17 protein-coding genes are annotated in these 22,867 nt (G+C 39.0%); 3 read left to right on the forward strand and 14 right to left on the reverse strand.

The annotated features are described in order from the left end of the window. Positions 1 to 445 precede the first annotated feature (445 nt). Together HNQ80_RS24315 and HNQ80_RS24320 are read right to left on the reverse strand one after the other, a co-directional pair. Positions 446 to 1,030 (reverse strand): 50S ribosomal protein L25, encoded by a 585-nt coding sequence (locus HNQ80_RS24315; RefSeq protein ID WP_184313629.1) that lies wholly within the window; start codon positions 1,028 to 1,030, stop codon positions 446 to 448. Positions 1,031 to 1,172: 142 nt separating this feature from the next. Continuing rightward, a complete protein-coding gene (locus HNQ80_RS24320) occupies positions 1,173 to 1,787 on the reverse strand; it encodes a 50S ribosomal protein L25 (RefSeq protein ID WP_184313631.1) in 615 nt (204 codons plus the stop codon). A 175-nt stretch (positions 1,788 to 1,962) separates the two neighbouring features. Here HNQ80_RS24320 and HNQ80_RS24325 point away from each other — a divergent pair, with 175 nt between their 5' ends. The 3 genes from HNQ80_RS24325 to HNQ80_RS24335 are packed head-to-tail and all read left to right on the forward strand — an operon-like array spanning position 1,963 to position 5,718. Continuing rightward, a complete protein-coding gene (locus tag HNQ80_RS24325; protein ID WP_184313633.1) occupies positions 1,963 to 3,513 on the forward strand; it encodes a spore germination protein in 1,551 nt (516 codons plus the stop codon). Then, positions 3,506 to 4,588 carry a GerAB/ArcD/ProY family transporter gene (locus HNQ80_RS24330; protein ID WP_184313635.1) on the forward strand — a complete coding sequence of 361 codons (1,083 nt, stop codon included), beginning with the start codon at positions 3,506 to 3,508 and terminating at the stop codon, positions 4,586 to 4,588. The genes HNQ80_RS24325 and HNQ80_RS24330 overlap by 8 nt, the downstream gene beginning before the upstream one ends. Further along, on the forward strand, positions 4,585 to 5,718 hold the full coding sequence (locus tag HNQ80_RS24335; protein ID WP_184313637.1) for a Ger(x)C family spore germination protein: 1,134 nt from the start codon (positions 4,585 to 4,587) through the stop codon (positions 5,716 to 5,718). The genes HNQ80_RS24330 and HNQ80_RS24335 overlap by 4 nt, the downstream gene beginning before the upstream one ends. A gap of 39 nt (positions 5,719 to 5,757) precedes the next feature. Here the strand turns inward: HNQ80_RS24335 and nifJ are convergent, their stop codons facing one another. The 12 genes from nifJ to HNQ80_RS24395 all read right to left on the reverse strand — a co-directional run bounded on the left by nifJ (position 5,758) and on the right by HNQ80_RS24395 (position 22,617). After that, positions 5,758 to 9,285, reverse strand: a complete 3,528-nt coding sequence (gene nifJ, locus HNQ80_RS24340; protein WP_184313639.1) for a pyruvate:ferredoxin (flavodoxin) oxidoreductase — start codon at positions 9,283 to 9,285, stop codon at positions 5,758 to 5,760. A 557-nt stretch (positions 9,286 to 9,842) separates the two neighbouring features. Further along, a complete protein-coding gene (locus HNQ80_RS24345) occupies positions 9,843 to 10,115 on the reverse strand; it encodes a pro-sigmaK processing inhibitor BofA family protein (RefSeq protein ID WP_184313641.1) in 273 nt (90 codons plus the stop codon). 167 nt (positions 10,116 to 10,282) lie between these two features. After that, on the reverse strand, positions 10,283 to 10,585 hold the full coding sequence (locus HNQ80_RS24350) for a YaaL family protein (protein ID WP_207727180.1): 303 nt from the start codon (positions 10,583 to 10,585) through the stop codon (positions 10,283 to 10,285). Between the two features lie 119 nt (positions 10,586 to 10,704). After that, complete coding sequence (locus HNQ80_RS24355; protein WP_184313642.1) at positions 10,705 to 12,123, reverse strand: CehA/McbA family metallohydrolase; 1,419 nt, start codon at positions 12,121 to 12,123, stop codon at positions 10,705 to 10,707. A gap of 47 nt (positions 12,124 to 12,170) precedes the next feature. After that, entirely contained in the window at positions 12,171 to 13,544 is a 1,374-nt protein-coding gene (locus tag HNQ80_RS24360) for a PhoH family protein (protein WP_330603009.1), read from the reverse strand. Positions 13,545 to 13,860: 316 nt separating this feature from the next. Continuing rightward, positions 13,861 to 14,943 carry a GGDEF domain-containing protein gene (locus HNQ80_RS24365; RefSeq protein WP_184313644.1) on the reverse strand — a complete coding sequence of 361 codons (1,083 nt, stop codon included), beginning with the start codon at positions 14,941 to 14,943 and terminating at the stop codon, positions 13,861 to 13,863. 369 nt (positions 14,944 to 15,312) lie between these two features. Next, positions 15,313 to 16,059 carry a type I methionyl aminopeptidase gene (map, locus tag HNQ80_RS24370; RefSeq protein WP_184313646.1) on the reverse strand — a complete coding sequence of 249 codons (747 nt, stop codon included), beginning with the start codon at positions 16,057 to 16,059 and terminating at the stop codon, positions 15,313 to 15,315. Between the two features lie 33 nt (positions 16,060 to 16,092). Continuing rightward, positions 16,093 to 16,710 carry a hypothetical protein gene (locus HNQ80_RS24375; protein ID WP_184313648.1) on the reverse strand — a complete coding sequence of 206 codons (618 nt, stop codon included), beginning with the start codon at positions 16,708 to 16,710 and terminating at the stop codon, positions 16,093 to 16,095. Between the two features lie 350 nt (positions 16,711 to 17,060). Next, positions 17,061 to 17,660, reverse strand: coding sequence for a recombination mediator RecR (recR, locus tag HNQ80_RS24380; RefSeq protein WP_184313650.1), 600 nt, complete (start codon positions 17,658 to 17,660; stop codon positions 17,061 to 17,063). Between the two features lie 62 nt (positions 17,661 to 17,722). Next, complete coding sequence (locus tag HNQ80_RS24385) at positions 17,723 to 18,064, reverse strand: YbaB/EbfC family nucleoid-associated protein (RefSeq protein ID WP_184313652.1); 342 nt, start codon at positions 18,062 to 18,064, stop codon at positions 17,723 to 17,725. A 99-nt stretch (positions 18,065 to 18,163) separates the two neighbouring features. Next, a complete protein-coding gene (gene dnaX / locus HNQ80_RS24390) occupies positions 18,164 to 19,825 on the reverse strand; it encodes a DNA polymerase III subunit gamma/tau (RefSeq protein ID WP_243183552.1) in 1,662 nt (553 codons plus the stop codon). 110 nt (positions 19,826 to 19,935) lie between these two features. After that, the gene (locus HNQ80_RS24395) at positions 19,936 to 22,617 is read right to left on the reverse strand and encodes an HD domain-containing phosphohydrolase (protein ID WP_184313655.1); all 2,682 of its coding nucleotides are present in this window, start codon (positions 22,615 to 22,617) and stop codon (positions 19,936 to 19,938) included. Positions 22,618 to 22,867 lie beyond the last annotated feature (250 nt).

Consider the following 22,867-nt stretch of genomic DNA (forward strand, 5'->3'; position numbering starts at 1 on the left):
GGATCAAACTCTCTATAAAAAATTTCTGGGTGGTTATTTCTAACCATTATATGCTGGCTTAATTCTTACACTGTGTAGTTTTCAAAGACCAAAGTATTTTTTCCAGCCGTCAGCGTGTGCTGCCGACTCTTAATACTATATCATATCTTTTACATTATGTCAACACGTTTTTCTTTGGTAATTTTTATCACCTTGCCTCACGTGGCGACAAAATATATATTATCACGTTTACCCACTCCAATCAACTGGTAATTTTTCCTACCGGTTGATCCTCACCCCTGTGAAAAGGGACAATAGCTACTATACCATATCTGATAAATAGAGTCAATACATAAATCGTTTACAAATTATGTAATTTTATATTTCTTCCTCATAATGAAATGAGCAAGCTTTTCACTTGCTCATTTCATTTTACTTCAATAGTAATATCTATAATTTTGTTGGACTATTTTTCTTCCTCGCCAGGATCATCAATAACTTTTTCTGCCCTTGCAAGAGATGCGATAACTTCATTTGCTTCATTCAGAACGGTTAGCTCCATTCCAAACTCCATATCTGCAATTCGTAAGGGATGGTTTGGTGACAGCATCGTAATATCCAGTTCAATGCTATTCGGAACATGTTGAGGCAGACACTCAATATGCAGCTCTCTCAATTGATGCTGCACCACACTATTCTTCGTTTCAACCTTCTCTCTACCCCTTAGGATAATTGGAACTGTTGTATGGATTTTCTTATCATTGGATATCTCTTGAAAGTCCATATGGATAATATCATGAGAAACCGGATGTCTTTGTATTTCTTTGATTAATACTGTGGAATCTCTTCCATCCATATCTAAGCTTAAAAACACATTTGTACCATGCTCTCTTAATATGGTATCAATCTCTTTCCGGTCTATCTCAATCAGTCTTGTAGCTATGTGATGTCCATAAACTACCCCTGGTATATGTCCAGTATTTCTTACTCTATGGCAAGCATTGGAACCAACTTCGCTTCTTAAATCCGCGTGCATACTTGATTTAAACATACGAATCCCTCCTGTGATCAAATCTAGTAGTCATTATGTCCAATTTGTTTTTTTCTAATACATAGGAAATAACATAAGATCTGTTTGCAGGAAGGCTTCAAATAAAAAGGAGCATAGACATCGCTATACCCCTTCATATCTTTTAATATAATTTTCTCAGCTTATCTTCTGTTGTCTCTGTGGCGGCGGCAGCTTCTACCTTAGAAGCTGTGGTAATTAATGCAACGATCTCTTCCCCATCATGAAGCACCTGAATGTTTTCATCTTGATATACTGCCAACTCACTAATCTTCAAGGGTTCTCCAAATTTCATGTTTGATACGTCTACATCGATACTTTGCGGCAAATATTGAGGGAATGCTTGAATTTCTAGCTCTGCAATCTGCTGTTGTACTACAGAAACACTGGACTCTACTACTTGTTTGTTCAACAAATAAAGCGGGATCTTTACTCTTATCTTTTCATTGTAATCTAACTCTTGAAGATCCATATGTAATACATGCTGCTTTGTAATATGCCGATGAATATCTTTGATAATGGCAGGCCTTAATGTATCACCCACCTTTAACTCTACACTTGATCCAACACCATACTTGGTAAGCACTCTGTCTAATTCCCTTTTGTTGATCCCTACATTTCTGTTTTCTTTGTTGTGTCCATAAATCACCCCTGGTACAAATCCTTCGTTTCTAATGTTCTTCAATGGATTCTTTCCAGCTTCTTTTCTTTCCACTACATTTAATATAGGCCTTTCCATCTTGATGATTCCCCCTTTGTATCCTTGATATAATGCCTACACTATTATTAAATCAGATTATTTAAAATTTTTCAAATGTTTTGTTATAATTTCATTGCATGAATTATCTCCCTAATACTTATAATCTATATAGACCTCACAAATACTAAGAAAAATTCAACATTAAGGTGATGCCATGTTCAGAAGAAGAAAGCTACAGAAAATGTTACAGCAAAACAAGAACCGGGATGATCTCCCCATTGGAGATATACAGTTTGACACTACCCCCATATACGATGGCCCTTTAACTAGTTCATTGAAGAAAAATGTTCAGATTATCAAAACCGCCTTCGGTGATAGCAATGACCTACATATACGAGAATTAACCAGTCGCAAAGATGAAAAAATGGCGATTGCGTACTTTGAAGGCTTTGTCGATGAAACAAGTATTGGAAATCTATTGATTAACAGCCTTGTAAATACAGAAATATCCATAAATACTTTATTTGAGAAAAATCAACTACTCCCCTCTAACTCCTTAACCATTGAGACTTTCAAAGAGATCTATAGGGATCTAATGAATGGATTTGTTCTCGTGCTTATCGATGGATACAAAAATGCATATGCTTTCAATTTCATGAAATGGGAAAAAAGAAGTATCGAAGACTCACAACTAGAAAAAAATTTAAGAGGTCCTCGAGATGCTTTTGTAGAAGATTTGAAAACCAATTGCAGCTTAATTCGGAGAAGAATCAAAAATGTCAATTTACAAATAGATGGGATGACTTTAGGTTGGCGAAGCAGTACCCAGCTGTGCATGATTTACGTTCGTGACATTGTCAATTTAAATATTGTTATAGAAGCGAAAAGAAGGTTGCAAGCTATAGATTTTGATAATATACCCGACAGTACTTACATTGCCCATTTTATCGAGGATCGTCCCTTATCTATCTTCCCACAGGTCCTACAAACCGAAAAACCAGATAAGGTGGTATCTAATCTTTTGGAAGGAAAAGTCGTTATTTTATCAGATAACAGTCCAACAGCATTGCTGCTGCCTACTGTATATTTGGATTTTTTTCACCTACAGGATGATTTTTATGATCGATATTATATTACAACCCTGGGGAGATTCATACGATATCTAGGTGCTTTTTTAGCAACTTTGGCCACACCTCTGTACATCGCTCTAACGGCTGTAAACTTAGATATGCTGCCAACAAAATTGGCCATTCCTTTTTCCCAGATTCGCTACATCATTCCATTTCCTCTCATCGTAGAAGTGTTACTAATGGAACTTACGCTAGAATTGTTAAGGGAAGCAGGTTTGAGAATCCCTCATCCCATTGGCCCTTCCATTAGTATCGTAGGGGGGCTAGTTATAGGCCAGACTGCCATTACAGCTGGCCTGATCAGTCCATTCTTAACTATTGTAGTAGCGCTATCCGCCATTGGATATTTTTCTATTCCCTATGAAGATATGGTTGCTACTTATCGGGCTGTGAAGTATTTCCTGATTGCAGGGGCAGCGCTGTTTGGTCTTTTCGGAATCGGAGCTGTGCTGACACTCTTTATCATCCACCTTTGCTCCATTACTTCTTTTGGCATTCCTTACATGGCACCTTTTAGTGAAAAAGGACTTCTAACTTATTTAAAGGATATGGTACGAGTTCCTGTGTTTTTATCAAAAAAACGACATAGTTACTACCGACCTCAAGATCAAACGAAGGTGAAGAAAAATGAGTAAAGAGCAAATTAACATTTTCCAGCTTAGAGCAATTATCATTACTGCAACTATTGGTATTGGCATTATCAATTTACCCCGGTCCATTTCCATGGAAGCAGGCACCACATCATGGTTAGCTGTACTTTTAGGAACCGTATTTATCCTATTCGCTGCGTTACTTATTTTAAAATTGCTAAAGTATTTTCCCAATCATGATATTTACGAAATTTCATGCATGATCACAGGCGTTTATTTTGGAAAGATTATCGCTCTCCTATATGTTGCTTACTTTGTTTTAGTAGTATCCTCTACCTCACGGTTCACAACGGGCACGGTAAATATCTGGATGCTTCCTCTAACTCCTACCAAAGTATTGCTGGTTGTGTTTATTGGAATTGTCGTTTTCCTAAGCTTTCACAATATTGAAGTATTGGCTCGCTTTTCTTCTATATTGTTACCCGCTGTGGTAGGCTCATTAATTCTTATTATTTCATCTGCACTACCTTTTATAAAGCTGTATAATATTCAACCTATATTTTATATCGATCCACTCCACCTTGCAAAAGGCGTGCAAAAATCATTTCTTTCTCTCTTTGGTGTAGAAATGCTATTTATCTTTTATAAATATGTTGCAGAAAAGAAACAGGTAAAGCAAAATACTTTACTAAGTATTTCTTTTATCGGCATCCTATATGTAGCTCTCACAACCGTAACCATTGGCTATTTTGGGAAAGAGCAATTGAAGCTCCTGGTCTATCCTATCGTCAGCCTATTTAAGTCCATAGCAATTCCATACTTGATCGTAGAAAGGGCAGAATTAATTTTTCTTCTTCTCTGGTTGTCTGCTGCCATTACCACTGTAGGGATTTACTTTTTTTCAAGTTGTTATCTTTTAACCAAAATATTTCCTCAACTGAATAAGGGTTTGATTATTGCTTTTGTTTTTGGAGTATCCTTCTATATTGCTCAAGCACCATCAAATATTGATGAGAATTTTAAGGTTTTGGAATTCACGGGTAACGTTGGTCTCGTCCCTGTATTATTCATCCCAATATTATTGCTTATTGTCGGCAAACTAAGAGGTGTTCTAAAATGAATAAAAAATTACTTCTATTTTCTATATACTTCTTTCTATTCACATTGACAGGCTGCTGGGATTTTAATGAAATTCAAAACAATTATCTAGTACCCGGCATTGGTATAGATGAAGATGGGGAAAACCTCTTGGTCTCAGTGCGTATTCCAAGACCTTCCATTTCCTTAGAATCTGGAGTTACTTCTACAAGAGAAGCAAGAATTATCAGTCGATCTGCAAAAACTATATTAGATGCAATACAAACCATGAACAAAGAGACAAGAAATCCTATCTTTTTAGGCCATTTAGAAGTTGTAATCATCAACGAAGAAGTAGCAAAAAAAAATTTGAATTTGGTGCTAGATACCTTGTTGCGAAATCCTCAAATACAGCGACAGGTCTATCTATTGGTTACGCCTCAAAAAGCCAAAGACGTTCTGGCATCTGTTAATCCTTTAGATGTTTCTCCCATGGAAGACTTAAATACGAAACTAGAGCTTGGCAAAAGTGTCTTTGCTATTCCCATGACTTTGGATCAATTTGCCATTAATCTCTATTGTAAAAGGTCCTGTGGCATACTACCCATTATCACAACCAGCAATAATATACTAAGCGTAAGCGAAACAGCAGTATTTCATAATCATGAACTGGTAGGTACTCTTGATGAAAATGATACAAGAGTTTTAACTTTTTTTCTGAATCCTCGCTTAGCTTCTCCGTACTATATCGTCGAAAGTTCTATGCCACAAAGTGATAAAAAGCAGGTTGTATCCATTCGTACAAAACGTTCCTCTTCCAAAATAAAAGTACTCCTAAAAGATGGTAAGGTTCATGCAAAGCTGCAATTAGAATTAACCGGAAGGATTTCAGAATACGCTGCCCAATCTTCCGTTAAATCCGATCAAGAGGAATACGTCTTGGCCGCGAAGCAATTGGAGAAACTGTTATCAAAGCAGCTAGAGACTATGGTAAAAAAAACACAGGAATTAAACGCAGACATACTAGCCATTGGGAAATACGTAAATGCGAAGTATCCTGCCTTCTATGAAGATGTAAACTGGGAAGAAGGCTATAAGCAGGTAAAGTTTGATGTAGAAGTAAAGGTTACGATTGCCTCTGCCTCTGCCACGAAGATTAACCCCAATCAATAAAAAGCGAGTGGACGTCTCCACTCGCTTTTGTTAGTTTAATTATTGAGCCATTTTCTTGTAATTTTCATATCTCTCTTTTGCTTCTTTTTCAGCCTTGTCAAATAGCTCCTGAGCTATTTCTGGGAACTGACTTATCAATGAAGTATATCTTACTTGACCCTTTAAGAAGTCTTGGAAGCTTGTTGTCGGCTCTTTAGAATCCAAGATGAATGGATTTTTTCCTTCTTCCTTCAGCATTGGATTGTATCTGTATAAATGCCAATATCCAGCTTCAACTGCTTGTTTAGCATTGGCTTGGGTACGTCCCATACCTTCCTTAATACCATGGGCAATACATGGTGCATAAGCAATGATCAGGGATGGTCCATCATACTTTTCAGCTTCGATTAAAGCTTTTAAGAATTGGTTCTTGTCTGCGCCCATAGAAACCTGAGCCACATATACATAACCATAAGTTGCAGCAATCATACCAAGATCTTTTTTCTTCACCTTCTTACCAGATGCAGCAAATTTCGCTACAGCAGCAGTTGGTGTAGACTTAGATGACTGACCACCTGTGTTGGAGTAAACCTCTGTATCAAATACAAGTACGTTTACATTTTCACCAGACGCCAATACATGGTCAAGTCCACCATAACCGATATCTTGAGCCCAACCATCTCCACCAATGATCCATTGTGATCTCTTGATGAGGTAATCTTTCTTTTCATTGATCTCAGCAAGAATTTCCTTAGCTCTTGCATCTCCTATATTGTTTGCTTCGAGAATCGGAAGAATTTTCGCTGTAGCTGCCTTAGAAGCGTCTGCATCTTCTTTTCCAGCTAACCAAGCAGCAAATACTTCTTTCATCTCAGCAGGAATATCTAACGTTACCAATTCATTCATAATCATTGCTAATCTGTTTCTCATTTGCTTAACAGCAAGGGCCATACCAAAACCATATTCAGCGTTGTCCTCGAATAATGAGTTCGCCCAAGCTGGACCTTTTCCTTCTTGATTCTTACAGTATGGCGTTGCAGGTGCTGAAGCTCCCCAGATAGATGAACATCCAGTGGCGTTGGCAATCATCATTCTGTCACCGTATAACTGTGTAATAACTTTAGCATATGGTGTTTCACCACAACCTGCACATGCACCAGAGAACTCAAGCAATGGTTGTGCAAACTGGCTGCCTTTTAATGTTGTAACTGACATTAAATCATCTTTTACCTTTACAGTCATTGCATAATCCCAGTTTGGAATCTCTACATCTACTTGTGTTTCGATTGGTTTCATAATTAATGCTTTTTCTTTAGCTGGACAGATGTCTGCACAGTTTCCACATCCTGTACAATCCAATGCACTTACTTGCATACGATATCCAAGACCCTCGAAGCCCTTACCCATAGCCTTTAATGTCTTAAAGCATTCAGGTGCATTCTTCGTTTCGTCTTCATTGACAAGGATTGGTCTGATCGCTGCATGTGGACAGACGAATGAACATTGGTTACATTGGATACACTTATCCATTTGCCATTCTGGCACGTTTACTGCAATACCACGCTTTTCATAAGCAGAAGTTCCCATTGGGAAGTGTCCGTCTTCTCTGCCAACGAAAGTACTTACAGGCAAGGAATCTCCCTCTTGTCTGTTTATTGGGATCAATATGTTTTTAATGAAATCTGGTGCTTCAATTGTAGCAGCAGCTTCATCTTCAGCTACATTTGCCCAAGAAGCAGGTACATCGATCTTCACCAATGCATCGATACCCTTGTCAACCGCTGCATGATTCATTCTTACGATGTTTTCTCCCTTTCTACCATAAGACTTCACAACAGCATCCTTTAAGTATTGTACTGCGTCTTCCAACGAAATAACTTCAGCTAATTTGAAGAATGCAGATTGCATGATCATATTTGTTCTATTTCCTAAACCAATTTCAGTAGCAATATCTGTTGCATTGATTGTATAGAATTTGATGTTCTTTTCAGCAATATATTTCTTCATGTTTGCAGGTAATTTCTCTTCTAACTCTGCTGGTGTCCACTTGCAGTTTAATAAGAAAGTACCGCCATCTTTTAAACCTTTTAATAGATCATACTGATTTACGTAAGCTTGATTTGAACAGGAGATAAAGTCAGCTTCATCAATTAGATAAGTTGATTTAATTGGTTTCTTACCAAATCTTAAGTGAGAAATTGTAACCCCACCAGATTTTTTGGAGTCATAGGAGAAATATCCTTGGGCATAAAGATCTGTCTTGTCCCCGATAATCTTGATAGCATCTTTGTTTGCTCCAACTGTACCATCAGATCCTAATCCCCAGAACTTACATCTTGTTACGCCAGCAGGTCCAGTCTTCACAGTTTCTTTAATTTCAAGATGAGTATTTGTTACGTCATCTACAATACCTACGGTAAAGCCATTCTTAGGTGCATCTAACTTTAAGTTGTCATATACAGCCTTGATTTGTGAAGGTGTTACATCTTTGGATCCTAATCCATAACGTCCGCCTACGATCAATGGTGCATTTTCCATGTTGTAGAACAATGAACGTACATCAAGGTATAACGGTTCACCGATTGAACCTGGCTCCTTACATCTATCTAATACAGCAATTTTCTTCACTGTTTTTGGCAATACATCAAAGAAGTATTTTGGAGAGAATGGTCTATATAAACGAACCTTTAATAAACCAACTTTTTCTCCTTTTGCAAGAAGGTAATCTACTACCTCTTCAGCAGCTTCAATGACAGAACCCATGGCAACGATGATATTTTCAGCGTCTGGAGCTCCTACATAGTTGAAAGGCTTATAGTCTCTTCCTGTAAGCTTGCTGATTTCTGCCATATAATCCGCAACCATATCTGGTACAGCATCATAGAATCTATTGGAGGCTTCCTTTGCTTGGAAGAAGATATCTGGATTTTGAGCAGTACCTCTTGTTACAGGATGATTTGGGCTTAATGAATTATCTCTGAAAGATTGTAATGCATCATAATCTACTAGTTTTGCAAAATCAGCATAATCGATCACTTCAATTTTTTGAACTTCATGGGAAGTTCTAAATCCATCAAAGAAGTGGAGGAATGGTACTCTTGACTTGATTGCTGTTAAGTGGGCTACACCAGCAAGATCCATAACCTCTTGCACACTACCTGAAGAAAGTAATGCAAATCCTGTTTGTCTTGCAGCCATTACGTCAGAATGGTCACCAAAGATGGAAAGTGCATGTCCTGCTACAGCACGGGCACTTACATGGAATACACCTGGTAATAATTCGCCAGCAATTTTGTACATGTTTGGAATCATTAAAAGTAATCCTTGAGATGCTGTAAAAGTAGTCGTCAGTGCACCGGCTGCCAATGAACCGTGTACGGCACCTGCTGCTCCAGCTTCTGACTGCATTTCTGTTACTTGTACTTCCTGTCCAAAAATGTTCTTTTGCCCATGGGCTGCCCACTCATCTACAAATTCTGCCATGTTTGATGAAGGCGTGATTGGATAGATTGCTGCTACGTCTGTAAATGCATAAGACACATATGCGGCAGCGGTGTTACCATCCATGGTTTTCATTTTCTTTGCCATTTTGTATCCTCCTTTAAATAAATATAAATGTTTTGTCTTCCATATGAATGCATAGAAATATCCTTCTTTTGCTTTCCTTATGAATGATCGACAAAATTCCCCTTCATAGGAAAACCTTTTCAACATGTTGCCAACACATTGAAAAATCTGATGATTTTTTCCTCAGAGATCTGTTGTAGTACAGTCTCCCATCGTCCGTTCTGTATTAGTACAGATGAACAAATTGACTGTAACAGTATGTATATCTTGCATAGTTTTTGGGCATACTATGCTGCTACAGCTCTTAAAATTTAGTATAACAGAAGGCAAAATGAGTGTCAACCTAATACTGTATACAATCATACACTGTCCTCACCTTGGTTTCTGGCAATTTGATTAAATTTCGACTTCTGCATGACGGCGTGCATAAGTTTTCCTTCAAACTGAATATTTTCACAATATCGAGTTATAATAAAAACCTCGTTTTAGCACAGCAACCATGCCCGAACGAGGTTTTCTTCCTTACAAAAATGACGCTTTTTGTTGACAAATTTCATTTTTCAAACGATGATTCTATCCTATAATAGGTACTGCAGCCCCAACATCAGAAGTACACCCGGTACGCCTAAAAACCCAGCCACCAGGGCCGTTATAGGATTAATGGCAACCCCAAAACCGAAGAAGCCGCCGATCAGATTAAGGATAAACAATAGAATACCGCCGATAATCCCATTGTATACCAACTTGATAATGATTTTAATCGGCACCAGTAATATATATCCAGCAATGTAAAGTAGAATCAATCCAAAGGCGTAGGCCAATATGATATTCAGTTCAATTCCCATTCCCATACACTGTCACTCCCAATTATCTAACTTCCATTTTCCCTATAGTAATTATATAGGCTTTGTACCAAAAATATAACTGTTTTATCTTTCAAAAATCAAAAAACAGACCCCGAGAAGAAAAGTTCTTCTTGAGTCTGTACCAAAACTTATAAAATAATGATTGTTCTATCCTATTGCGTATTTCCTCTTACGCCCATTTCTCTTGCCAGCTTCATAAGATAGGTATACCTCGTTCTAGCAGCTTCTACTCTATAAATTGCATAGTCAATAAGATCTGGATCGGTTACTGTTTGAAAATAAGACTCCGCATTTCTCCAATCATCATGGGCTTGGCGAATGTTCTCCAACATTTTATCTTCCTCGGAGCGCATATCTTCTCCTATAATTACCCTTGCGTAGAAATTGCTTAGCATATCCTTGAAGTTTCCTTCAGCTTTTCCACTTCTTCTTCCAAAGTTTGTTAAACCATTCATACATAATCCCCCTCAATCATACTTTGTATTCGTATCTTAACCAAATTATGGCTAACTTATACATGAAATTCCTCAAGTATGAGCTTATATAGAAGAATAACCTGACGCAAAGCGTCAGGTTATTCTTCTATATAGATTGGGTTTGTAATTGCCAATAAAGAGTCCATTGTATCCTTGGCAGACTTATCATGGATCTCAATCCGATACCAGGCTTTTTGAGAGACTTCTTCCTGAAAGCATAGGGCAACGGGTTCTTTTCCTTGCGATTCATAGCATTCCAGTACTTGCCCATCTTTGATGACTCTGATTTCCATACGAGAATCAACATTTACAGCATGGATAGAAAATGTTATTTTTCTGTTCTTATTTGTTTTTATGATGTCTCCAATCATGTAGCAATCCATGCCATCATTGGCTGTAAAATAGACTTTCGGCCCCATAGATAGAAACACTCGGCCACCCTTGATGGCCTCCAGCAAGGCAAGCTGTGAGAGATTTTTACTGTAGACATGATTTATCAACTTCCCCAAGTGTACTCCGTAGGTTTTTAAACTGTGTAAATCACTCCCAGCAATGGCTGTTATGCGATATCCCTCGTTTAGCCATTGGGTCCATAGATCTCGGGCCCGCTTATTGGCTTGGACTTGATGTTTGGTCCATGGCCCATTCCATATTTCGATACAGTCTATGGTGGCTATATCTATATTCTTTATTCTAAAACTCTCTTCACCCTTCTCATTCCTGATCCCAGGATGATTGATAGAAAATAACGCACCCTGATCATGGGTATCCTGAATCACATGCTGAATCGTCCTGTTTCTATATCCCAATCTCCAATCCACCCAATCCTCTAGGCCTATGGCATTGGCATGCCCATCATGGGTCGATAGCTCGACACCGGGAATAAGCAAAATATCTTTATACCGCTTGAAGTATTGCCATGGACTAATGGTATTGTGATCAGTAATGGCAATAAAATCTAGCCCTACATCTCGGGCTTCTTGGATGATCTCCCGTACTTGCTCACGCCCATCACTCTCAATGGAGTGAATATGAAGATCCCCTTTATACCAATTCTCCTCGGGGATCAAAATTCGCTCCTTATATTTTGGCTTTTTTATAGCAAATCGGGTATTCACTTTCGTATGGTAATAGACTTCTATCGTAAGGTTATATTTACAGGTCATAGGGATTTCATCGGCATCAATTTCTGCAACCCATCTTCCCCTCGGCAAATTGCCGAATATAGCACCAGGGGAAGCATGGGTCGGTGTTATGATAATAGATAGCTGTTTTTTCTGTCCATTATCACTGGATTTTCCAATTCCTCTAAAATTCCTGTAGTCATATAGCTGCAGATATAACACATTCTCGCTGGTCTTATCATACTCCACTTTCACCACGATTTTAGAAGCACCATTTTGTACTTGAAAAGGAAACTGAAAATATTTTTTCCCATCCCGTGGAGAAAATACCCCCTGAAAGTCGAATACAGAACGGTCTGGTTCTTCCCTAGCTCCGTCCAACATTCCCATCATGGCTACATCCCTCCTTTCTCTTCTGCAAATTACTTTTTCTACCGATATTAAAGCAGCTCTGCTGCCAACTGAGCTAAGGCAGAACGCTCTACCTTTTTAAAGGTCACATGGCCTGCAATACTTACGTCCTTGAACTTATTGACCACATAAGTTAACCCGTTGCATTGGGAATCTAAATAAGGGTGATCAATTTGCTCCGTGTCTCCCATTAGGATGATCTTACTTCCTTCACCCACCCTAGTGATAATCGTTTTTACCTCATGCTTTGTTAGATTCTGTGCCTCATCAATAATGATGAATTGGTTGGGAATACTTCTTCCGCGAATATAGGTCATGGCTTCAATCTCAATATTCTTTAATCCGATCAACGTGTTCTTGATATCTGTAATATGTTTTGCATCCAATAAAAACTCAAGATTGTCATAGATAGGCTGCACCCAAGGTCTAAGCTTTTCATCCTTGTCTCCTGGTAAAAATCCGATATCTCGTCCCACCGGTACAACAGGCTTCGTGATCAACAGTTTTTGGTATACTCTCTCATCTTGAACCTTTACCAAGCCAGCCACCAGAGACAATAATGTTTTCCCCGTACCTGCCCTTCCTGTAAGGGTAACCAATCGAATACTATCATCCAGCAATAACTCCAAAGCCATCCGTTGCTCTGCATTTCTTCCCTTGATGCCCCAGTAAGCCTCCTCCCCTTTCCTCAAGGGATGGAATTTTTTCATCACAACATCATACCTCAAAATCGCTGATTTAGAACTTCCGTAGCTGTCTCTTAAAATCACGAACTGATGGGGATGTATATGATAATTCGCTGAAATTTCTTCTAAATCTCCTTCATTCACGACACCCAACCGATATACACGGTCAATGACATCAGGATCCACACTCACATTCAGAATACCTTGGTACTCTTCTTCAGCATATTCAATTTTGTCATGAAGGTAATCCTGAGACATAATGTTTAAGCTGTCTGCCTTGATTCGCATAATAACATCCTTGCTAACCAAGACCACCTGCCTTTTATCTGCCTTCATATCCTCTTCCTTATGAAGGTTTAAAGCCACCGCTAAGATTCTGTTATCATTATTTATTTCATGGAAATACTCTCGAAATCCACTCAGACTTTTATGATTGATTTCTACCCGGAGTGCACCTCCGTTCGGTAGCTCAATCCCCTCACAAAGACTACCTAATTCCTTTAAACGATCTAGCTCCCTGGCAATCTCCCGGGCATTTCTGCCTACCATATCTTGATGGTTCTTCTTTCCATCAATCTCCTCTATTACAACTGCAGGAATAACTACATCATTGTCTCCAAAAGCATAAAGACTTCTCGGGTCATGTAGCAAGACACTGGTATCCAGTACAAACATTTTGTGCATAGAGCCCTCGATTACGAGAATCGAGGTCTTCACCGTCCTTTCCTCTTATCGAGTTATTTTCCTGCTTATTATCATTATATGAAAGGAATATTAATGGGGAATTAATGAATGATAAAATTTCTGTTAATTATGTTAATTCTTTTCACCCCTTTTATATTTTCCTCATAAATGAACCCCTCTTTTCAGACCGATGGTTTATTAAATATTATGAAGGTCAGAGCAAATTCAGAACATCCCTTAGACCTGTATAGACTAACCTGGCTATCAGCTTAAAGATAAAAAAAGCATGATTCAAAAGTTATATCCTTTCGAATCATGCTTCCATATAAATATATATTTTCTTTCATCATCAGCTCTGAAAAATAATCTTATTTCGTCCGGTTCTCTTGGCTTCGTACAGAGCGTTATCTGCATTCTCAATGATCTTCCTCAAATCCTTCACATTTTCCGGATAGGTGGAAATACCAATGGATATAGTGATTTTTATTTCTATTCCATCAGATAGTTTAAAGGGATGATTCTCTACGATCTTACGAATACGTTCTGCCGTTTCATAAGCTTGGGCTGCCGAACAATCTTGCAACAATATAGAAAATTCTTCTCCTCCATTTCGTGAAACCATATCACTGGCTCTACAGGAATGAGATAAGATCTTTCCTATTTCTCGTAAGACCTGATCTCCTTCACAGTGTCCGTAGGTATCATTGACTTTTTTGAAAAAATCAATATCAATAAGCAATAAAGAAACCATCTTCTGATCTTCTATGGCTTTCCCAACGATCTCATCAAACACCCTATTAAACTGCCTTGCATTGTAGAGACCCGTCAGATAATCGGTGATTGATTCCTCCTTGAGCGTTTTAAATAACTGGGTTACCCCTTGAAGGTATTTCATATATTTATAGATCACGACAGATACGATGGCCGTCCCACCCACATAATTTATTACCACTGTGGGTAATAATGGAATATCATGCCACAAAAGTATAGCGATGGCGATCAAGCTGATAACGGTACAATACAAAACAGATAAGAACCATTTCCTACCCATGGTGATCTGCCTGCGGAATATGGCAGAAACTCCTATATCCATCAAAAATGTAACAATCAGCGCTGCAATAGAAGAATCACTGATACCATAATACGACACCCTGAACAACCCTATGATAAAGGCAGCAATCCCAATAGACATTGTCCCACCCAGGGTTCCTGCAATAATGATAGCAATATTGCGAAAGTCAATGATAACTTTATTTGTGATATTCATACCGTAGTACATAAGTAATATTCCTAAAATACCACTAATGCCTCCCGATAAAACTCTCAATAAAAAAGGAGACCTTTCATCTAACCCACTATCTCTAAAGACCTGATTGCCCACACTTATAAACGCTACCAATATAGCCGCATTTATAATCAAATCATTTAACATATGTTTGCCTCTCCCTCTAAGAATGAAATGCTTCTAAAATCATGTTAAGTACCGAAAGGGTTTCTTCCTTTGACTTCAAGCTATCGCCACAGCATCTCCAGATTAAACAATTCACTCTAACCATTACATATTATGTCAAATAGATAACCTTGTCAATCGTTGTCTTTTTTTGTCGTAAAACTTTGCATTTATGATCCCAGTACCATAAAAAATATGGAATAATCCCATGTCCTCGTTAAAGAATATACGTTACCACAGATAATCTTAAGTACCAAAAAACGAGTAATCATCATTACTCGTTTATGAATTAAGCTGGGAAATATATCCATAATTTGTGTCATGTGGAAATAGATCATCTATTCTCAAATTTTATACTGTGGTAAGTATGATTGGCTCATTTCTAGTGACTACAATTGTATGTTCAAATTGGGCTACGAAGCTGCCGTCAGGTGTTCTTAATGTCCAGCCATCATTTTCTTCCACAACATATTGTGCGCCCGTTGATATAAAAGTCTCTACTGCTAGTACAGTTCCTTCTGCCAGCAGCCTATTGTCCGATGGAATACAATAGTTTAAGATATCATGGGGCTCTTCATGGAGCTTCCTTCCTATACCATGGCCAGTCAAGTTCCTAACCACAGTAAATCCACATCGCCTTGCTTCATTGGATATAGCCCGGCCAATCTGATTGATTTTTGTTCCGGCTTTTGTCTTCTCTATGGCTTTGCTAAGGGCAGCCCTTGAGCATTCAATAAGATTCTTTTTTACAGGAGATACGCTCCCTACGGCAACTGTAGCGCCTGTATCTGCATAATACCCATCTAATTCTGCCGATACATCCACGTTCACAATATCTCCTTCACGCAGAACACGTGAACCAGGTATCCCATGGGCCGCAACATCATTTAAGCTAATACAGGTTACTCCTGGAAAGTTATATTCATATTTGGGCGCAGATCTTGCCCCATGCTCTGAGAGAATGGCTTCTGCAATTGCATCAAGCTCTGAAGTGGTAATACCCGGCTTGATTGCCTGAATCATAGCTTCTCTTGCCATCGCCACAATTTTTCCTATCTTTTTCAAGGCTATTAAATCATCTTCTGAATCGATTGACATTTCTTTTTTCTCCTTTCCCTAGCTCCTATTGTTTTAGTTTTTTGCATCCAATCTATGGGTGTATTTTATAGCTTCCCCGTTCCGCTTTTCATATTGCTCTACCTCTTTCGGATGAATCCTATCTATAGAGGTTGTCATATCAGTAATATCGAAAATCTTCCACCCATCGTCCGATTGCTTGAACATATATTTCTTGTAACGAATGGTATCCGGCATATTCTCAAACGTTATCGTCTCTTTTGTTAAAACATACTTCCATCCAAAGGTATCATTATCGTATACATCAGAAATATACACCGTATCATAGGCTGCTTCTCTCCAGGAATCCTTCAAAGCATTTTTAAGGGCTTCTTTCAACTCCAGCATTTCCTCCCGCGTAACACCTGTCAACGTTTTTCCCGTAAACATTTTTCCATCGAAACCAAACAAAACTTCCTTTTCTTTATTTGTAAATCCGCTTGCGATCAGGGAATCGGTATTCTCCTTATATTGATCATAGGTGATCTCGAAACGCTCTAGCTGATGCCCATTTTGCTCCATGACTTTCACCATTTCGATGATCTTTGACGCTTCTTCTTGTTCTACTGAACTGCATCCTATCAATCCAAATATTACTATAACACATAGAATCAGCGTGAATACTCTATTCATATTTATTCCCCCTTTGTTCAATCCATAACACAATATCTGTTATTTATAATATATTCCAGAAAATTACAAGTGTCAAATTGAATAACTGCTCTCTTCAATAGGTTGCCTGGGTTGCTGCTTAATTATTGATAATGCGAATTAAAAGACCATGGTTTAAGAAGATATTCTTCCAACCATGGTCCTTTGCAAAACTTATCGTTCTAAAAAGATTTATTAATCCTTTTCTCTTCTACGATTTTAACTTCTTTAACAAATGGCTGTAAACTGAGTATTTGCTCTTTTGTTAATCCGTTCGCATCAAATATGATTTCTCCAGGGACTTTGATGTAATTGATAAGTATCGCATCATCCTATAATTCTCTTCTACCCTCTAAGGCCTTAGACAGAGTGACTTCATCGGCATACTCCAGATCTCCACCCACTGGAATGCCGTGGGCAATTCTTGTAACCCGGATCCCCATGGGCTTCACCAGCTTGGAAATATACATGGCCGTGGCTTCTCCCTCGATGGTTGGGTTGGTAGCCATGATCAACTCTTCCACATGCCCATTTTGGATACGAATCAACAACTCCCGAATCTTGATATCTTCAGGACCGATTCCCTCCATAGGCGATATGGCGCCGTGCAGCACATGATACACGCCCTTAAATTCTCTGACCCTTTCCATAGCAGCCACATCCCTAGGGTCTTCCACCACACATATGATTGTCTTCTCCCTTTGCTCATTTCTACAAATGACACAAGGGTCTATATCCGTGATGTTGGCACATTCGGAACAATACTTTGTACCTCGTTTTGCTTCTATGATCGCCGCTGAAAGACTTTCCACATCTGCTTCCTTCATGTTCAATACATGGAATGCCAGTCGTTGAGCACTCTTTCGTCCTACTCCAGGCAGCTTTGAAAACTCTTCTATTAATCTGGCGATAGGGCCAGCATAATGATTCATATCCTCACCTCAACATATGATGGTATAATTGAAGCCGAACCCCAAAGGGTTCGGCCTATGACCTAGAATAATCCCGGCATGCTTAATCCACCTGTAACTTTTCCCATCTCCGTTGTAACCATCTCATCGGCTTTTCTTAAGGCCTCATTGGTAGCTGCAAGGATCAAATCCTGAAGCATTTCAATATCATCTGGATCTACGACCTCTGGCTTAATGGTCACAGATAGGATTTCCTTCTTTCCATTGGCCTTTACTTCCACGGCGCCTCCACCAACACTGGCTTCCACTTCTCTCTGGTTCAGTTCCTCTTGAAGTTCTTCCATTTGTTTTTGCATTTTTTGTACTTGCTTTAGCATATTATTCATATTACCAGGCATGCCTCCTGGAAATTTACCCTTTGCCATTTCTGTTCCTCCATTCTTCTCTTTCATGATAACAGTTTATCCATTTTATCCCTATTATATCATACAATATGAATCATTTAAAAACTAGATTTTTTCAAATCAATCTTTTACGACTTCCACCAAATCGGCTCCAAATAATTCGATAATTTTCTGCAATTCCAGATCCTCCTGGGATGCAGATATCTCTTTGGCTGCTGTGGAGAGGCTTGCTACTTCGTCCTCCATCACACACTTAATGCTAATTTTCTGCCCCAAAAGTTCTCCAATCACACCTTCAATAAACTCCTTATTGGGACTATTTCCTGCAGCTTCCTTATGAAATCCATAGCCATCCTTGAAAGCAATCAGAAGCGCATTTTTATCTACCCCCACAGGTCTTCCTTCCATCAAAACCGCATGAACAGAAATCTTTCTCTTTCGGATCTCCTTTAGAATAGCGTCCCAAACTCGCTCAAGGGCTTCAAAGTTAACGGGCTTTACAGGTAGTTCTTGAACGGACGGCTGATTTTTCTTTTCCTCTTCTTCTGCCTTTTCCTGAACCGTTCCTGTAGTTCCCTTCTCTGTCACCGCTTCTACATATTGGACTTTGATATTCCCGGATTGAATGCTCTTCTCTAAGGCATGAATGCGTTCGATCAGCCCTTCCATGGATTGATCATAGGCAGGCTGGCAGAGCTTAATGATGGCAACCTCTAGGAGAATCCGGGGCTGGGTAGACCATTTTGCATCCACATCGGTCTCAGACATCACATGGATGGCGCGGATAATAGAATGGTTCTCCAGTTGTTTGCCTTGAGTTTTCAAGCGCTCTATGTTTTCCTTGGAAAGGTTCACAATACCTTCCAAGTTTTCAGCCACCTTTGTCATCATAAGGTTTCTATAATGCTGAATCAAATCCTTGATAAACTGATGGATATCTTTTCCCGCAGCTACCAAACTATCCACAGCTTCCATGGCTGCCTTGGCATCTCCCTTGGCAATATGATCCACCAGCTCAAAAATAAAACTATCATTGACTGTTCCTAATACATCGATCACATCATCATAGGTGATTTTCTCCTGGGTATAGGCAATACATTGATCCAATAGACTTTGAGCATCTCGCATTCCGCCATCAGCATTTCTTGCGATAAGCTTTAACGCACTTTCTTCTATGTCAATCCCCATTTCCCGGCAAATAAATGCCAAGTTCCCTACCATATCCGTCTCTTTCACCCGTTTAAAGTCAAAACGCTGACATCGGGATAGGATGGTTGCTGGAATCTTATGGGGTTCTGTGGTCGCCAGAATAAAGATCACAAAATGAGGCGGTTCCTCCAGGGTCTTTAACAAAGCATTAAAGGCGCCCGTAGATAACATGTGAACCTCATCAATAATATATACTTTGTACTTTCCTTTAGTGGGCGGGTACTTTACATTTTCTCGAATTTCCCGAATATCATCTACACCGTTGTTGGAGGCTGCATCAATTTCAATGACATCCATCATGGTTTCCGACTGAATCCCCGTACATACCTCACATTGGTTACAGGGATTAAAGTTTGTAGGGTTCATACAATTTACAGCCCGGGCAAATATCTTCGCTGTAGAGGTTTTTCCTGTACCCCTGGTACCACAAAATAAATATGCATGGGCGATGTTATCGTTTTTAATTTGATTTTTCAAGGTTTGTGTAATATGCTCCTGCCCCACTACATCCTCAAAAATCTGGGGCCTCCATTTTCTATATAAGGCCATATATGCCATTTTCTTCACCCTCATTTCCATAGGTTAGCTTTACTTGTCCAACCATATCCATTATAGCAGAATTTATGGTTCTCTTACAAAAGTTTCATGAAAAAGAAAAAGGCAGCTTTCTTGCTGCCTTATACTTATGCGCCTGCGATTTCACGGATGGCATGTACATTCGTCTGATAGATGTTCTCCATAACATCTACAATCTTAGGGCTAAACTGGGTACCGCTGCAACGTTTCAGTTCCGCTATGCCCTCCTCTATAGACATGGGCTGCCTATAAGACCTTTTGGATAGCATGGCATCCAAGGCATCTGCAACCCCAATAATCTCTGCAAAAATAGGAAGCTCCGACACTTGAATATTGTGTGGATATCCTTGTACATCGTAACGCTTATGATGAAGCAATACAGCATCCATGATTTCTTTTGGAAGTCCTATAGGCTCTAGGATTCGATTTCCTATGCTGGGATGCTCCATAATTTGCTTAAATTCATCTTCATCCAACTTACCTGGCTTTGTTAGAATTGTCTCTTTGATGCCAATCTTTCCGACATCATGGAGAATCCCTGCAACTTGGAGATCATCCAACGCTGCATCCGTTAATCCCAAGTGCTTACCAATCAAAGTAGCGTAATGGGCTACCCGGGCAGAGTGTCCTTGGGTATAGGTATCCTTTGCCTCTATTGCAATGACCAAGGCTTTGATGGTTTTAAAATAAGCCTCCTTTAATTGGTCATACAGTCTAGCTTTCTCAATAGCTACAGCAGCATGATTGGATAAAGCGCTTAAAATATGGATATGACTTTCCTCGATTTTAGTCTCACTGGAGACTGTCATGATGCCGATCACATTGTCTTTAATCATCAAAGGAACAAACACCACATCATTTACTTTTTTTGTATCCAAAATATGTTGATTATAGGATGAAATATATCCATCCTCTAGCTCTTTTAAAGACAGAACCCTCTTTTTCTTCACTGCCATGCCCATACCATCTTGATCTACTAGAATAGCCTCTTGGGTAATCATATGGGCCAACGGGCCTGTACAAGCCTTTAATACCAGCTCCTTATCATTTTCCAGCAGTCGAATAGTACAAATGGCCACATCTTCCATCAACTCCACCACTTTACTGACAATATTGCTTAAAAGCACATCCATTTTCAAGTTTGAGATAGAGTTCGTCAAAGCATAACTCAATTCATTGAACACGGTCAGTTCTTTATTTCTATTGATAATTTCCTGCTTCATCTTCACATATTCAGTTACATCCCTACCCACGCCTTGAACACCAACAAATCTGCCTTCATGGAATAATCTTCTTGTGGTAGTTTCAATAATATGACGCTTTTCCTGATCCTTGGCTAACATCCAGAGGTCTAGATTGTTGAAATCCTTTTCCTTCAAAGCCCCTATAATATCGCTGCAATTCTCATAATCATGATATGGGCATAGAATAGATTCAATAGGCTTTCCTAATATGTCTTCTTTTTTATAGCCCAATATATCCCCTACAGAATCATTGATATAAGTGGTATTCCCGTCTTCATCTATGGTCCATACCAAATCCGTTATGTTTGCTATGAGCAATCGATATTTTTGCTCAGAATGATTTAACTGCTCTGAAGTGGCCTGAAGCTGCTCAAAGGATGCCTCTAGCTCCATATTCATTTCTTGAAGCTGCTCATAAGAAAGCTCTAGCTGTATGTTCATGTCCTGTAGCTGCTGATTCCCATCCATCAACTGCACGGCTTGCTGGGTTAAGTCTTGATAATTTTGATGAATAGTGGCTGACATCTGATTAAATGCGTCGATAACTTCTCCTATTTCATCATGATACTTTCGTTCTATATGTATATCGAACTTCCCCATGGATACACCTTGTACAGCAGTCTTTAATTCAATCATGGGCTTACTAATTTGCTTTGAAGCTATAAAAGCAGATAGTATCATGATCCCCATGGTAGCAGCTGCCAGCCCATAAAATATGTATTTTATTCTATTCACATAGCCATAATAGTCTGCCATATCCGAAAACACAGCAATTTGCCAGCCGACAGTGGGTAAATCCACATAGGTTGCGATCATGGGCCTTCCATTCTGATCGATCTGCAGGAAGGATCCTTTGCCGTTCTTCAGCTTTTCCAAATCCCTACTGTCTATTGTTGCTTTGTCCCTTCCATGTAGATCTTCCCACAGGATCTTTCCTTGACCATCAAGGACAAATTGTGTCGATTTATCCGTAATATTTATATATCGTACCATATTCTTCATCGATGTTAGATCTAGATCTCCCCCGATAACCCCCATGAACTTTCCCTGTTGATCCCAAATCGGCAGAGAGATGGTAATGACCTCTGTCCCTGTAATAATATCATCATAGGGCTGCGATATGATTGTGGCACTCTTTTCTTTGGCCTTCACATACCATGGCCTCTCTCTAAAGTCTATTCCCGGTTTACTTTCTAAAGCAGCAGGGCTTAGGCCATTCTCCAGGGTGATGAATATATTGAAAAACTCTGGTACATGCTTTCGTTGATTCTCTAAGTATTTATTCAGTTCCTCTAGCCCAAGAGATTTATCTTCCAGCAGCGTTACCGCCTGACCAACGGTTTTTAAATTCTGTATTTTGTTCTGAAACCACTGATCGGTCATATTGATCTGACTATCTAACTGATGCATGATTTTTCCATTATACAAATCCATAATATAATTTTGAAATCCCATTTGCATCATAACGCCCATGAATAACAAAGGAATAGATGTTATTACTAGAAATACTGCAATCAGCCGCAACCTATAATTCCTTTTAAACATTTATTATCCTCCTGGTTTAGGTTGAATATTTCGAAAATTGCATAGCACAATTATAGCATAGAATTTGCAAAAATTGTTGAAGATACAAAATTTTTGTCAGCGTTTTATAACACTCTCTAAGTTTATAGGTCTATAGTCCTAATGCCATTTACAAAAGAACAAAGTTGCCTATCGGCAATTTGTTTTCGCTAGGAAACCCTAGGTTTCTAGTGTTGCATCAAAGAAATTTGTGTATATTCTTTTTGGAAAA

This window comes from Anaerosolibacter carboniphilus (assembly GCF_014205875.1).
Classification (GTDB): Bacteria; Bacillota; Clostridia; order Peptostreptococcales; family Thermotaleaceae; genus Anaerosolibacter; species Anaerosolibacter carboniphilus.

Bases quoted from the DNA above. Each gene is read 5' to 3' on its own strand.
- HNQ80_RS24385 (WP_184313652.1), bottom strand. From the start codon at position 18,064: ATGGCAAAGGGTAAATTTCCAGGAGGCATGCCTGGTAATATGAATAAT.
- HNQ80_RS24320 (WP_184313631.1), bottom strand. From the start codon at position 1,787: ATGGAAAGGCCTATATTAAATGTAGTGGAAAGAAAAGAAGCTGGAAAG.
- dnaX (WP_243183552.1), bottom strand. From the start codon at position 19,825: ATGAGGGTGAAGAAAATGGCATATATGGCCTTATATAGAAAATGGAGG.
- HNQ80_RS24330 (WP_184313635.1), top strand. From the start codon at position 3,506: ATGAGTAAAGAGCAAATTAACATTTTCCAGCTTAGAGCAATTATCATT.
- HNQ80_RS24350 (WP_207727180.1), bottom strand. From the start codon at position 10,585: ATGAATGGTTTAACAAACTTTGGAAGAAGAAGTGGAAAAGCTGAAGGA.
- HNQ80_RS24335 (WP_184313637.1), top strand. From the start codon at position 4,585: ATGAATAAAAAATTACTTCTATTTTCTATATACTTCTTTCTATTCACA.
- HNQ80_RS24315 (WP_184313629.1), bottom strand. From the start codon at position 1,030: ATGTTTAAATCAAGTATGCACGCGGATTTAAGAAGCGAAGTTGGTTCC.
- map (WP_184313646.1), bottom strand. From the start codon at position 16,059: ATGTCAATCGATTCAGAAGATGATTTAATAGCCTTGAAAAAGATAGGA.
- HNQ80_RS24325 (WP_184313633.1), top strand. From the start codon at position 1,963: ATGTTCAGAAGAAGAAAGCTACAGAAAATGTTACAGCAAAACAAGAAC.
- HNQ80_RS24345 (WP_184313641.1), bottom strand. From the start codon at position 10,115: ATGGGAATGGGAATTGAACTGAATATCATATTGGCCTACGCCTTTGGA.
- HNQ80_RS24365 (WP_184313644.1), bottom strand. From the start codon at position 14,943: ATGTTAAATGATTTGATTATAAATGCGGCTATATTGGTAGCGTTTATA.
- nifJ (WP_184313639.1), bottom strand. From the start codon at position 9,285: ATGGCAAAGAAAATGAAAACCATGGATGGTAACACCGCTGCCGCATAT.
- recR (WP_184313650.1), bottom strand. From the start codon at position 17,660: ATGAATCATTATGCTGGCCCTATCGCCAGATTAATAGAAGAGTTTTCA.
- HNQ80_RS24375 (WP_184313648.1), bottom strand. From the start codon at position 16,710: ATGAATAGAGTATTCACGCTGATTCTATGTGTTATAGTAATATTTGGA.
- HNQ80_RS24395 (WP_184313655.1), bottom strand. From the start codon at position 22,617: ATGTTTAAAAGGAATTATAGGTTGCGGCTGATTGCAGTATTTCTAGTA.
- HNQ80_RS24355 (WP_184313642.1), bottom strand. From the start codon at position 12,123: ATGATGGGAATGTTGGACGGAGCTAGGGAAGAACCAGACCGTTCTGTA.